The 13,278-nt window shown below is 62.1% G+C and carries 14 protein-coding genes; 2 read left to right on the forward strand and 12 right to left on the reverse strand.

Going from position 1 to position 13,278, the window contains the following annotated elements; all coding sequences use genetic code 11:
• Nucleotides 1–78: 78 nt before the first annotated feature.
• Together smpB and dapA are read right to left on the reverse strand one after the other, a co-directional pair.
• Complete coding sequence (gene smpB / locus AC1DWZ_RS20015) at nucleotides 79–555, reverse strand: SsrA-binding protein SmpB (RefSeq protein ID WP_477170711.1); 477 nt, start codon at nucleotides 553–555, stop codon at nucleotides 79–81.
• Nucleotides 556–587: 32 nt separating this feature from the next.
• A complete protein-coding gene (dapA, locus tag AC1DWZ_RS20020; RefSeq protein WP_477170712.1) occupies nucleotides 588–1,466 on the reverse strand; it encodes a 4-hydroxy-tetrahydrodipicolinate synthase in 879 nt (292 codons plus the stop codon).
• A 279-nt stretch (nucleotides 1,467–1,745) separates the two neighbouring features.
• Here dapA and AC1DWZ_RS20025 point away from each other — a divergent pair, with 279 nt between their 5' ends.
• Nucleotides 1,746–3,809, forward strand: coding sequence for a lytic transglycosylase domain-containing protein (locus tag AC1DWZ_RS20025; RefSeq protein WP_477170713.1), 2,064 nt, complete (start codon nucleotides 1,746–1,748; stop codon nucleotides 3,807–3,809).
• 74 nt (nucleotides 3,810–3,883) lie between these two features.
• Nucleotides 3,884–4,906, forward strand: coding sequence for a threonine ammonia-lyase (locus AC1DWZ_RS20030; protein ID WP_477170714.1), 1,023 nt, complete (start codon nucleotides 3,884–3,886; stop codon nucleotides 4,904–4,906).
• Nucleotides 4,907–4,926: 20 nt separating this feature from the next.
• Here the strand turns inward: AC1DWZ_RS20030 and AC1DWZ_RS20035 are convergent, their stop codons facing one another.
• The 10 genes from AC1DWZ_RS20035 to AC1DWZ_RS20080 all read right to left on the reverse strand — a co-directional run bounded on the left by AC1DWZ_RS20035 (nucleotide 4,927) and on the right by AC1DWZ_RS20080 (nucleotide 13,271).
• Complete coding sequence (locus AC1DWZ_RS20035) at nucleotides 4,927–5,385, reverse strand: bactofilin family protein (protein ID WP_477170715.1); 459 nt, start codon at nucleotides 5,383–5,385, stop codon at nucleotides 4,927–4,929.
• The gene (locus AC1DWZ_RS20040; RefSeq protein WP_477170716.1) at nucleotides 5,369–7,000 is read right to left on the reverse strand and encodes a M23 family metallopeptidase; all 1,632 of its coding nucleotides are present in this window, start codon (nucleotides 6,998–7,000) and stop codon (nucleotides 5,369–5,371) included. Before AC1DWZ_RS20040 ends, AC1DWZ_RS20035 begins: the two co-directional genes overlap by 17 nt.
• A 334-nt stretch (nucleotides 7,001–7,334) precedes the next feature.
• On the reverse strand, nucleotides 7,335–9,233 hold the full coding sequence (gene cysC, locus AC1DWZ_RS20045) for an adenylyl-sulfate kinase (protein WP_477170717.1): 1,899 nt from the start codon (nucleotides 9,231–9,233) through the stop codon (nucleotides 7,335–7,337).
• The gene (gene cysD, locus AC1DWZ_RS20050; RefSeq protein ID WP_477170718.1) at nucleotides 9,233–10,027 is read right to left on the reverse strand and encodes a sulfate adenylyltransferase subunit CysD; all 795 of its coding nucleotides are present in this window, start codon (nucleotides 10,025–10,027) and stop codon (nucleotides 9,233–9,235) included. Before cysD ends, cysC begins: the two co-directional genes overlap by 1 nt.
• A 115-nt stretch (nucleotides 10,028–10,142) precedes the next feature.
• Nucleotides 10,143–10,382: a hypothetical protein gene (locus AC1DWZ_RS20055; protein WP_477170719.1), complete on the reverse strand. Its 240-nt coding sequence runs from the start codon at nucleotides 10,380–10,382 to the stop codon at nucleotides 10,143–10,145.
• 1 nt (nucleotide 10,383) lies between these two features.
• Nucleotides 10,384–10,761, reverse strand: a complete 378-nt coding sequence (locus AC1DWZ_RS20060) for a hypothetical protein (RefSeq protein WP_477170720.1) — start codon at nucleotides 10,759–10,761, stop codon at nucleotides 10,384–10,386.
• Between the two features lie 3 nt (nucleotides 10,762–10,764).
• The gene (locus AC1DWZ_RS20065; RefSeq protein ID WP_477170721.1) at nucleotides 10,765–11,013 is read right to left on the reverse strand and encodes a hypothetical protein; all 249 of its coding nucleotides are present in this window, start codon (nucleotides 11,011–11,013) and stop codon (nucleotides 10,765–10,767) included.
• Between the two features lie 23 nt (nucleotides 11,014–11,036).
• A complete protein-coding gene (locus AC1DWZ_RS20070) occupies nucleotides 11,037–11,246 on the reverse strand; it encodes a hypothetical protein (RefSeq protein ID WP_477170722.1) in 210 nt (69 codons plus the stop codon).
• Nucleotides 11,247–11,250: 4 nt separating this feature from the next.
• On the reverse strand, nucleotides 11,251–11,769 hold the full coding sequence (locus AC1DWZ_RS20075; RefSeq protein WP_477170723.1) for a DUF4376 domain-containing protein: 519 nt from the start codon (nucleotides 11,767–11,769) through the stop codon (nucleotides 11,251–11,253).
• Nucleotides 11,769–13,271: a hypothetical protein gene (locus tag AC1DWZ_RS20080; protein WP_477170724.1), complete on the reverse strand. Its 1,503-nt coding sequence runs from the start codon at nucleotides 13,269–13,271 to the stop codon at nucleotides 11,769–11,771. The genes AC1DWZ_RS20075 and AC1DWZ_RS20080 overlap by 1 nt, the downstream gene beginning before the upstream one ends.
• Nucleotides 13,272–13,278: the final 7 nt, after the last annotated feature.

Genomic DNA, 13,278 nt, shown 5'->3' on the forward strand with positions numbered 1-13,278 from the left:
CATTCCCTCTCCCCTTGCGGGAGAGGGTTAGGGTGAGGGGGGTGTCAGAGCAAATTCGTGCGCGTGCGAAGGCTGCGCTCAATCCCCGCCGCGGTTCCTGAGCATGCGGCTCTGGTCGCGCTTCCAGTCGCGGTCTTTGATCGCGGCGCGCTTGTCGACTTGCCGACGGCCTTTGGCGATGCCGAGATTGCATTTGGCGCGGCCGCGTTCATTGAAATAGATCGAGAGTGGCACCACAGTCACGCCGTCGCGCTGCGTAGCGTTCACCAGTTTCACGACCTCGCGCTTTTTCAGCAGCAATTTCCGCGGCCGGCCAGGCTCGTGATTGAAACGGTTGGCCGCCTCATATTCCGGGAAATGCGCATTGAGCAGCCAGAACTCGCCATCGCGCTCGGCGGCAAAGGCCTCGGCGATACTACAACGGCCAAGGCGCAGCGACTTCACCTCGGACCCCATCAACGCAATGCCGGCCTCGATCTCGTCACTGATCGAATAATCGTGGCGCGCCTTGCGATTTTGCGCGGCGAATTTGTTGGTCGAAATATCTCGCGCCATGATTGTTCCGCTTCACTGCCAGCTGAATTCGGCTATTGGCCGATCAGGCCAGCCTTCTTCAGCGCAGCCTCGACCTTCTGCTTCGACGCTTCGGAAATCGGCGCCAGCGGCAGGCGCAGATCCGACTGGATATGCCCCATCAAGGAGAGCGCATATTTCACCGGGCCGGGGCTGCTTTCGCAGAACATGGCATCGTTGACCGGCATCAGCCGCTCGTTGATCTCCATGGCCTTCTTGATGTCGCCGGCACGCCAGGCGGCATGCATCTGCGAGGTGAGCTTGGGCGCCACGTTCGAGGTAACCGAGATGCAGCCGACACCACCCTGGATCAGGAACGGCAGGGCTGTCGCATCTTCGCCGGAGAGCTGGCAAAAATCGGCCCCGATCGCGAGCTTGGTGCGCGCCGGCCGCGCGAGGTCCGCCGTCGCATCCTTGACGCCGATCACGCGCGGCAGCTGAGCACAGCGCGCCATGGTATCCACCGACATATCAACGGCACTGCGCGGCGGCACGTTGTAGATGATGATCGGCAGGTTGGTGGCGTCGTGAATCGCCTTGAAATGCTGATATTGGCCTTCCGGCGTCGGCCGGTTGTAATAGGGCAGTACCACCAGGGCGGCGCTGGCGCCGGCCTTTTCGGCATGGCGCGTGAGGTCGATGGCCTCGGCGGTCGAATTCGACCCCGTCCCGGCGATCACCGGGACACGGCCCTTGGCCACCTCGACCGCCAGTTCGACGATACGATGATGTTCTTCATGGCTGACCGTCGGGCATTCGCCAGTGGTACCGACCGGGACCACGCCGTCGATGCCTTCCGTGATCTGCCAATCGACGAATTTCTGGAACGCAGCCTCGTCCACCGCATTGTTGCGGAACGGTGTGACCAAAGCGGTCATCGAACCCTTGAACATGGCGCACTCCATCAATTTCGGCCCGGGACCAGCATTTCACTGCCCGGGCAACTTTCAATCGGGCCCGGAAAATAGCTTCTGTCTCTGGGGTCTGCAAGCGTTCTGCCGTAAAAACCGACGAATCGCCACCTGTGACTATTGATCTCCATTTACCGCTTAGAAATGAATGTTCTGCATTACTGTGTGATGGGCAACACATTGAATCCATTGAGCGTCAATGAATCCGCTCCTACAATGCGGGGGCTGTGTTCGCCGATTCGCGCGCAGCCGAGCGAGGAAATGACCCACATATCTCTGAATTTCGGCCCGGTATCTTTCACCAGAGCCAAGGCCCTGGCCCGTCTCTTCGGGATCTCTTCCTTGTTGCCACGCCTGATCGGGGCCTGCCTTGTCGCTGTTGTCCTCACGGCGGGCTGGTCGCAGGCCAGCCGGGCGGAGGACATCGCCCTCAGTGCCAAGGACAAACGGCTCTATCAGCAGGCCTTCCAGGCGATTGATAATGATCGTTGGAAGGAAGCAAGGCGCCTTGCAGACCTTGCCAAGGATCCCTTGCCCGGCAAGGTGATCCAGTGGCTGGACCTTACCCGTCCCGGTCCCGGCCGTTCCTTCGATGAAATGACCCGGTTCCTCAAGCAGAATCCGGACTGGCCGCTGCGCGACACGCTGACCGCCCAGGCCGAACGGACCATGCCGGAGATCTATCCGACCGCCTCGGTCCTTGCTTGGTTTGGCACCCGCGACCCGCTGACGGCACAAGGCGCCATCAAGCTCATCGGCGCGCTGCGAGCCGACAAACAGGTCGAGCGCGCCCGCAAGGTCACGATCCTTGCCTGGACCACCGAAGATTTCGCGCTCGACCAGGAGAACACTTTCTTGGCGCGCTTTGGCGACCTCCTCACCATGGCCGATCATGTCGTGCGCCTGGATCGCCTGCTGTGGGAGGATGAGCGGGACCAGGCCCTGCGCATGCTGAAGCGCGTGGACTCCGGCCATGCTGCCCTTGCCAGCGCCCGTATGCGCCTCCGTGACCAGAAGGTCACGCCCGATGCGGCCGGCGGCCTGGTGCCGCTGGAACTGCGCGACGATGCCGGCCTCATCTACGAGATGGCCCGCGCCTGGCGCAAGAAGGGCCAGATCGAGCGCGCGCTGCAGCTGCTCGACCCGCCACCGACCAATGTTTCACGCCCCGACCTCATGTGGGACGAACTCTACCGGGCCGCGCGAGAACTGCTGGCCAATGGCGATGTCAGCGCTGCCTATCGTCTCGCCGCCGCGCATAATGCCGATACAGGCGATGCCTTTGTCGAAGGGGAGTGGTTTGCTGGCTGGGTGGCACTCCGCTATCTCGACGAGCCCGACGTCGCCATGAAGCATTTCGCCAACCTCCATGGCGGGGCGAAATCCGTCATCAGCAAGACCCGTGCTGCTTATTGGATCGGCCGCGCCGCCGAAGCCAAGGGCGACATGGCGACGGCTACCGACTGGTATCGGAAGGCCGCCAAGAATCTCAGCATCTATTATGGCCAGCTTGCCGCAGCACGCCTCACTGATCCCAAGCACCTGGTGCTCGACAGCGGCATCCGCCCGACCGCCAACGAGAAAGCGACCTTCGCCAAGCAGGAACTGGTCAAGGTGGTGCGCTTGCTCGGCAAGATCGGCGAAGAGGATCGTCTCCGTCCCTTCGTCATGACGCTGACCGCCCGCGCCACCAAGGTGACCGACTATGCCTTGCTGGCGAGCCTCGCCAAATCCGTGAAGCGCGATGACCTTGCCATCGCTGTCGCCAAGGAAGCCCGGCAGAAAGGTTTCGAGCTTTCTGAATATCTGTTCCCGACCATCAAGCTGCCTGCCGGCAAACTGCCCGAGCCGGCCTTGGTGCTCGCCATCATCAAGCAGGAAAGCGCCTTCGACGCCAAGATCAGCAGCCCGGCCGGCGCCCAGGGCTTGATGCAGCTGATGCCCTCGACCGCTCGCCCGCTCGCCAAGGAGCTCGGCGTCAAGAAGCTGCAGGAAAAGAAGCTGACCAGCGATCCCGCCTTCAACGTGCGCCTGGGGCGGCTCTATCTTGAGAAGCTGATCGACCGGTTCAACGGCTCCTACATCATGGCAGTGGCCGCCTATAATGCCGGCCCCAGCCGGGTGCGTGACTGGGTCATTCTTTATGGCGACCCGCGCCTGCCGGAGACCGATGCCATCGATTGGATCGAGAACATCCCCTTCAACGAAACGCGGAACTACGTCCAGCGCGTGATGGAAAATCTGCAGATCTATCGCAGCCGCCTCTCCGACGGTGGCGCCCGCATCGCGCTGGAAGACGATCTCAACCGCCCAGCGATTAATTAGGGCATTAACTCGTGCGATCAACTGGGGCGATCGACTAAGCTCCAACCAAGACCACCAACTGAGGGTTTCCCAAATTGAGCCAGGCAATGCAGGCCGCCGCACCATTCGCTGCGACAGCGGCTGATATCCGAACTGCCGCCGAGCGCCTGCGCGGCCGCGCCGTCCTTACACCCCTGCTCGACTTCCCCTTGATCAGCGAACGGCTCGGCTTTCGCCTGCTGGTCAAGGCGGAAACGCTGCAGATCACCGGCTCATTCAAATTCCGCGGCGCCTGCAATCGGCTGCTGGCAGCCAAAGCGTCAGATCCAGGCTTGCGTGCCGTCGTCGCCTTCTCGTCGGGCAATCACGCCCAGGGGGTCGCGGCGGCTGCCAAGCTGCTCGGCTTCAAGGCGACCATCGTGATGCCCTCCGATGCGCCGGCGATCAAGGTCGCCAATACCAAGGGCCTCGGCGCCACTGTCGTGCTTTACGAACGGCACAAGGAAGATCGCGAGGCGATCGCCCGCAGCATTGCTGCCAAGGAAGGTGGGCTCATCGTGCCGCCTTACGACGATCCCTTCATCATCGCCGGGCAAGGCACAGCGGGCCTCGAGCTCTGCGCTCAGGCCGCCTCCCTCGGCGTAACACCTGACGTCGTGCTGGCACCATGCAGTGGTGGCGGCCTCGTGGCCGGCATCGCGCTCGCGGTCAAGGACGGGCATCCGCAGGCTGCGATCTATGCCGCGGAGCCGGCTGGCTTCGACGATCTCAATCGTTCGCTGGTCGCCGGCGAGCGCCTTGGCAACGCGCCCGGCAAGCCCTCGATCTGCGATGCCCTGATGGCGGAACGGCCAGGTGCCCTCACCTTCCCCATTCACCAGCGCCTGCTGGCCGGGTCAAAAGTCGTGACTGACGACCAGGTTCTGGACGCCATGAACTTTGCGCTTCGGCATTTGAAACTGGTGGTGGAACCGGGGGGTGCCGCCGCGTTGGCGGCAGCTTGGGCGATGCGCAGCGATCTGGCCGGCAAAAATGTCGTCGTCATCTGCTCCGGCGGCAATGCCGATCCGGATATGATAAAACGGGCCGCCGATAGGGACGACCCGCTTATCTCATAAACTGCAATCGGACGCGAAGATCAGCCGGAAACGGCTTTCTTCTCGACCACTTCCTTGACCGGCTCGACGATATTCGCGGCAACCGCAGTCACCGGATGCGTGTCGGTGCGGCGGCACATGCCTTCAAGATAGGCGCCCTGCTCGATCGCGAGCGACTTGTGGAGGATGTCGCCGGTCACCCGCGCGGTCTTCTCCAGCACCACCATGTCGGCCCGGACCTCGCCGTTGACGAGGCCGCAGATACGAACGGACTCAGCCTGCAGGCCGCCCTGGACAGTGGCGCCTTCGCCGATCGTGATGTTGCGGCTCTGAATATCGCCTTCGACCCAGCCATCGATCTGGACGTCGCCGCTGCACACCAGATCACCGGTGATACGGAGGTCTGCGCTGATGATGGAGGGAATACCAGCCTTAACGCTTGGGCGCGGCGAATCTTGAATGCCGGCCGGCTGCCCAGACTTGTTAACCTTTGAAAACATAGCGACCTGCCTTGAGAAAGCCCATGGGATCGAGCGGTTTATCGTTGTAGCGAACTTCATAGTGACAATGCGGCCCGGAAGAGCGCCCCGAAGAACCGAGCTTCCCAACCACTTGCCGGTAGTCCACCACATCCCCGACCTTCACGGCAACTGAATCCAGATGGGCATAAAGCGTATGTATGCCAAGGCCATGGTCAATTTCGACCACCCGGCCGTAATTTCCCTTCCAGCCGGCATGGACCACCGTGCCCGGTGCCGTCGCCAGCACGTCGGAACGCAGCGTCCCCACCATATCAAGGCCCTCATGGCGCGCGCGGGCGCCGTTGAACGGGTCGACCCGGGCACCAAACCCGCTGGAGATGTAATAATGGTCCACCGGCGCGGCCAGCGGGACCGAGCGCAGGACGACCTGCATCTTTTCCCAGCGGGCGACTTCGTCATCCAGCGTCGCCACATTGGTCAGCAGCTTCTGCTCGGTCTCGTCGGCCCCCGTCGCCGGATCCGGCAGGAACGGACCGCCCTTGCCGATCCCGTCTTTCTCGGCGGCGGAGATCATGCTCTCCACGTCGAGGCCGGTCATGACCAGCGTCTTTTCCATTTCCTCAAGGCTGTTGCGCGTCCGCTCGGTAACGCTGGCCACGAAATTGGCCTGGCTTTCCTGGACCGACGCCACCTTGTCGCGCAATTCGTCGATCGTGCGGCCAAGGTCCGACCGGCCGAGCTGCAGCGTGTTGCGCTGATTGATGACCGTGGTAAGCGCCAGCTTCGTCTGTGCCACCTGACGGGTCAAATCCGCATTGTTCGCCTGGGCGACCTGCAACTCGCTCTGCAGGGAGTCGACCTTCGCCGTGAGGCTCGCAACCTGTGCCGTGGCGGCCTGATGGTCGCGCCGCAAAATGGTCAGGCGGCCGGTCAGGTCAGCCACTTGCGTGGCCAGGCTGCCATTGCTCTGGCGGCTTTGTTCCAGCAAAGCGGTGAGTTCATCGCGCTCGGTCGCCATCCGGCGCCGATCACCCTCGATGCCACGGATTTCGGATTTGAGATCGGCGATCTGGTTGGTCAGCGACTGGTTGCGCGCGGCAATGCGCTTCAGGTCGCTGTCGAACGCCAGGAGCCGGTTTTTCAGGGCTTCACGCAGTTTTGCACGGAGCGGGTCCTCGCCCTGGACCATCGCCTTGTTGACAGCCTTGCCGTCAATTGGCGCCGGTCCTTCGATCTGGGTCGCGATCGAGCGCAGACCATCACGCATGCCGGCATCTTCGGCCGAGAGACCCAGCAGATAAGCCTCGTCATCGCCAAGCTTGCCGGTGCTGCCCTTGAACTGGTCGAAATAATCGGCCACCTCAGCCAGCAGGCCGGTGTAGGCGCCTTCCGCTTCGCGCACGGCAATATCACGGCCATGCAACGTCACCTGCTGCATGGCAAGGCCGATCGAGGTCGCCAGCGACAGGATGGCGATGCCGCCAAACAGCGTCGCGCCCACCATCTGGCTGCGTGTCGACAAACGGACATATTTGATTTTGCCATCGCTGCGTACGATCAGTTCGCGCGGCGAGAAATGCTTCGACAAGGACGCGGCAAGACGCGTCCCAAATTGATGCGGCGAGAATTTCACAGGATTTTTCCCGGTTACCACGATCCCATCCCCACGGTAGGACGCTCAATTGACCCATAGCCGCCCTAACGCTTACCGGCCGACCCGCTAACCCCTCGGATTGCCGGCGCCATAGGGCGCGTGACACATACCGGACCAAGTAACTTGGCCCCCCTGACGATCGCTTCCAAGCACCTGTTCGGCGTTGGGCAATCGTTAATTTATTATTAGCAGAAGTAACTTAGGCGGACCCTCCAGGGGACGCAAGCCGAATCAACCCCGTGACACTGTCTCCGCCCGATCTGTCACAGGAGATTATTGTTTTTCAATATGTTATCGGCAGGCTGTGACGAGCCTAAAGGACTCGGCGGAAGCGGCCTTCGACATAGCTCACGACCTCGGCCACCGCGTCGCGAATACTCAGCTTTTCCGTATCTACAACAAGTTCGGGATGCAGCGGCGGCTCGTAGGGCGCACTGATCCCGGTGAACTCCGGAATTTCGCCGGCCCGGGCCTTTTGGTAGAGACCCTTGGGATCGCGCCTTTCACAGGTCGCCAGATCGGCCTTGATATAGATTTCATGGAAGCTGGCGCCGCCTTGAACGGCAGAGGCAATTTGTGCTGCATCGCGCGCGCGCTGCCGGTCCGTGCGGTAGGGCGAGATGAAGGCAGTGATGACGATCTGGCCGGATTCTGCGAACAATGCGGCCACTTCGCCAACGCGGCGGATGTTCTCGGCCCGGTCGTCCGGCGCAAAGCCCAGATTGGCGCTGAGGCCACGGCGCACATTGTCGCCGTCCAGCACGAAGACATGAAAGCCGCGGCGGAACAATTCCTGCTCGACCGCCATGGCGATGGTTGATTTGCCGGCGCCAGAGAGGCCCGTCAGCCATAGGACACCGCCCATATGGCCATTGCGCAGCTTGCGCTGCTCGGGCGTCACACCGTGAGCAACTTCCGTCAGATTGCTCGACCGCACGGTCACCATGCGGCGCTGGTCGGGATAGTCGTCGAGCGCGATCGTGCCGCCGGCCAGGATGTTGCGGCCGTCAGAGAGCACGAAACGACCGGTCTTCGGATTGGCCTCCACGCCGTCCAATGCCAGCAGGGCTGTCGACCGCAGAATGACTTCGGCAATGTCATTGCGCTCGACAATGTCGCTGGGCCGGGCACTGAAACTCTCGGCGTCATAGATGCATACGATGCTCTCGACCACGACATTGACGTCCCGGGTCTGCAGGCGCAGGCGATAAGTCTCACCAAGTTTCAATTGTGTCTTGGCCAGCCAGAACAGCTTCGCCTTGAAGACATTGGTCTCGATAGGCGCTGCGTCGGCATGGCTTGCGATCTCACCGCGCTCGATGAACAATTGCTCATCCAGCGTGATGCCAACCGATTGCCCGGCCTCGGCATCCTCGCGCGCGGGCGCCGACCAGCCTTCGATCGAGGCGACCTTCGCCATCTTGTTGCTGGGCGAAAACAGCAAAGTGTCACCGACCCGCAGGCGACCGCTGGCGATCCGGCCGGCAAGAATGCGCCGCTCGTCGAATTTGTAGATGTCCTGGATGGGAAGGCGCAGCGGCAGAGCCGCCAACGGCGCGGCCGGCGTGAAGCTGTCCAAAGCATCGACCAGGGTCGGTCCTTGATACCAGGGGGTCCGTTGGGATCTCCCAACGATGTTATCGCCGTCGCGCGCGGCAAGCGGGATGATGTAATTGGCCTTGATGCCAAGCGAACCCAAATACGTGCTGTATTCCCGCGCGATCTCGGCAAAGCGTGTTTCCGAAAAATCGACGAGATCCATCTTGTTGACCAGGACGGCGATCTGCTTGACGCCGAGCAGGTTCAGCAAAAAAGCATGGAGGCGCGATTGCTGCTGGATGCCCTGGCCGGCATCGATCAGCATCAGGGCCGCTTCGGCACTCGAGGCACCGGTGATCATGTTCTTGATGAATTCCCGGTGTCCCGGCGCATCGATGATGGTGTAGTCGCGTGCCTTGGTCTTGAACCAGATCTGTGCCGTGTCGATGGTGATGCCCTGGTCGCGTTCCGATTGGAACGCATCCATCAGGAAGGCCCATTCGAACGGCATGCCGCGCCGTTCACACATGGCCTTGATCGCCTCGAACTTCCCGTCGGGCAAGGAACCGGTGTCATGGAACAGGCGGCCGACCAGGGTCGACTTACCGTGGTCGACATGGCCGACAATGACGATCCGCATCAGGTCGCGCGGCGCTGGCATTGCGGTGCCCATCACATGTACCCGGCTGCGCGCAGGCGCTCGAACGCATCTTCGGTTTCCCGGTCCATGGCGCGCCCGGAGCGTTCCGATGTCCGCGTCGTTTCCAGTTCGGTGATGATCTCGGCGATTGTCGCCGCGTCGCTTTTGACCGGGAAGGTAATGTCCTGGTCGCCCAAGGAGCGATAGCGTTCCCCATTCCTGGCAAAATAGAGATCGACCATCGGGATACCCTCGCGCTCGATATATTTCCAGATATCGAGCTCCGTCCAGGACAGCAGGGGGTGGACCCGCAGATGCGTGCCTGCCGGCAGGTCAGTATTGAAATAGTCCCAGAATTCCGGTGGCTGGTCACGGAAGTCCCAGGCTCCACTCTCGCCGCGCGGACTGAACACGCGCTCCTTGGCCCGGACACTTTCTTCGTCGCGCCGAATGCCGGCGATGATGCCGGTAAAGCCGTATTTGGCGAGCGTGTCCCGCAGCCCCAGCGTCTTGCGCGCCGCCGAGCGCGCATTCTTTGGCAGGGTAGGATCTGTTGCTTCCACGGGCGGGCACAGTTCGACGATCAGATTGAGGCCCCATTCTTTCGAATAGGTCTCGCGAAAGGCATACATCTCCGGGAACTTGCGTTCGGTATCGATGTGCATGACCGGAAACGGCACATGACCGAAGAAGGCCTTGCGCGCCAGCCACACCATGACATTGCTGTCTTTGCCCAGCGACCACAGCATGCCGAGCTTATCGATACGATTGAACGCTTCCCGCAGAATATAGACGCTCTGCGCCTCAAGTTGGTCGAGATGATCCATGGCGGCGATTTTCGGCCCCAAACCGGCAATAGTCAGATGAAGACGTTGCCCCGTCATTATAGGATGTCTGGGCAGGGGGCAATATTCTCCAGTGAAATATGCGCAAATGCGACTCCTAGCCGCCCTGGATGCCCGCTGAGCCCGTCTCACCAACCCTCGTCTCGCCATGCTCTGGCGACAGAGCGTGCCGCAAGGCGGCGAAAGCCAGGCGGCGCGCGTCTTCCGCCAGCCGCAGGTCGGATTCCGTAATGCTTTGGCCAGCCTGTGCCTTGACGGCCAGATTGCCTAGTTGCGCCAAGTAGGGGGCCAGGGTCGCGACGGCCTGGACGATCATGGCGACTGTTGCGGCATTCATGTCATTGGCCTCCGCTGATGGCCGGCAGCATCGGCTGCAGCCCGCCCAGTTGCTGCTCGGCTGCGTCCAGATTGCGCGATGCCATTTCCGGCAGACCGGCACGAAGCGCCGACCCCGCGCCGTCGAGGGACAGTTCCACCGCGTCGATCGTCTGGCCGATGGCTGCGGCCGTCTCGCTGCCGGGTTCGATTGCCCGGCTCTGTGTCGCCGTGACAAGTCCTCGCGCTGCGCTGGCTGCCAGGAGATTGGCAGCCGTGAGCCGCGCCGTCAGTCCCGCTTTCAGTCCGTCCGGACTGGCGGAACAACCGGCTATCAGCAGAATGGGCAGTACGATGATCAGGCTAAGACCGATCTTCCGGCCAATATGAATGATCCGCATGGCTCAGGCACCCATTTGGGTTGATGCGTCGCTGGCCTGCTGGGGCTCCAAATTAGGTACGCGATAGACCACCAGCCCCACCAGCAACGACACCAGCGCCATTTGCGCACTGTCTGGCATGGCGATGCGCGGCCCGTTCCACAGCGCGTCGGCAGCAATGCCGACCAGCCAATCGGCCAGGGGTGCCGCAATAGCAGCTGCCCAGGCCTTGTTGATCGTGCCGATGGCGGCGACGCTCTTTGCAATCATCATCTTTCTCCTGTCAAAATCATGACCTAGGCACCCAGATCGAGGAGCTTGGTGAGCCATCCGCCACCGGCGCCGGATATGCCGCACAGCACGACCAAGGCACCGACCATGAGCCAGCGCAGCCGCTGCAAATCTTCGATCCGGTCGCTCAGACGCGCGACGGCGTTCTCCAGTTTTTCGACACTGACCTGCAGGCGCCCGATGGCCTGGGATGTCTCGTGCAAATCACCTGTCATGGCGTCACCATCCTGTCTCGAAATTGTAGCCGGCGATGTCGGCACCGGTACCCAGGGCACGCAGCGCATCAACATGCAGCCATTTCACGCACCGCAATCGATAGACCTCAGCCTTGGCGGCCTCACCCAGCGCGACCATGTCATCCGGCGTCGGCACGGCGAGGAAGCTGTCGTCCGCCATGCGCCAGGCGAAATCGGTCGGCCATGCCCGGCCCACGGCCTTCGCCCAGCGCGCCTCATTGCCCATGGTGGTGAGGTTGGCCTGATCCTGCTCGCGGATCTGCAGAATCTTGCCGCCATAGCTCATGCCGGCCGCCAACGCGGCTTCATAGCGCAATGCGACGGCATCGATGACACTCTGCCGGATGATCTCCACCGGCCATTCCCAGCCGGTGCCGCTCCAGATCTGCCGGCCGTCATCTGGTGCCGATGCGGCGGGCAGAGCATTGGCGGGCAGCGCGGTGCTAGGTCCGAACGAACCCAGGCAGCGCCCGGATAGGGCGTCAAAATAGAAGGTCTGCATCACTTCCTCCACGCCTTGATGACCAACTTCCAATTGGCGGCAGGCATTGCCGTGACAACGCCGGTCGTCGCATGCGCGATCCACCACTTCGTTGCCCCTTGGACCGATCTCAAATTGGTCGCGTTGGCAAAAACCTGGACGTTGTTGCTTTCGTATCCATTGTAGAACGTGTAGGCGACTTCGATTTCATCACCGACCGCATGGCCAAGATCCGCCGTCTTGCAGCGGATGATGGTCTTGATGCGATCCGGCACGCCGCCCAGTCCATGGGCATCCGTCGAACCGGTGGCAGCGGCGATCGAAAGCTCCGCCGTCGTGTAGCTGTATTCACCGGCAACGGTGGCCCACACCGCCCCATCGCACCGAATGACCACCCGGTCTCCCGGCCGCAACGCACGCGTGGCCAGGCCGTCCAAAGTTTCACTGCCGTTCGGATCTATCGTGACATCGCCGCTTGTCGCAGCATTGCGGATGACCAATGTGGCACCGTTGCCTGCACTCGCGGCGGCGAGCAGGCTCAGCGTCGCACCTGCCGTGGTGAAAATAAGTTCACCACCTTTGTCCGCTACCTGCATGGCATAGCTGCCCGTCTTGACGCTGACGGGTATGCTGAGGCCGGTGCCGCCGCCGAACCAGCCGGGCGGTCCTGACACGCACCGCCAATTGTCGCCCCCTTCGCAGCGGAACCGTGCGATGTCGCCGGCTGCGGCCGAGATGTTGACACCGCCCGGCAAAACGAACGATGTCGCGTTATGCGTCAGGGTGAGCGCCGCTGCAAAGCGCAGCTCGATTTCGGTTCCCGCCGGTTCGCCGGCCCACAGCGCAGCGATGCCGGTATTTCCGGTCACCGTGTAATAGCCACCCAGGCTGCTATCGCCGGGCTTTGCCAATGCAGCAGCGCTGGCAATGTCGGCGCCTTTGCGCCATAGCGCCGCTAGGCCACGAGGCGTCACGGATTCCATGGCGGTCACACCCGTGCGTGTTGCCGCAATGCCGGCGTAGATGGCCGTATCGGCCGCGAGACTCTTGTTTTCCAGACCGGAAAGATCGGACCGCCAGCCCAGCAATGTGTCGGCTTCCGGATTCGGCAGGGTCAATCCGGTCACCGCGCTGGTGGGGCTGAGTGCCGCGGAGCGTCCGACCCTGTCATCCACTTCCTGGATCAGCGCGGTCAATCGATCGAGCGCGCGCTCATGGGTTTCCGCCGGAAACGGATCGTTCGGGGTGTAGTCAACCATCTGGGTGCGCTTGGTCCTGCGCGCGATGGTCCAGCTCTTGGTCGCATCCGGTGCCAGAAGTGCGGTAACCGTGCCCGTGGCACCGGCGCCGCCTGCCACGTTGTAATGCGTCGTCAGTACTTTCAGTGCCTCGCTGCCGCTCTCCAGGCTGCGTTCGATCACGTCGATCTCGTCCGCGCCAAAGAAGATGAAGGGCACGGCAAAGGACACAGTCATCCCATCGCCCGCATAAGTGATGCGGGACGTCGTCGTCGAAATTGTCATGAAGATC

The organism is Dongia sp. P2_B8 (assembly GCF_056404715.1).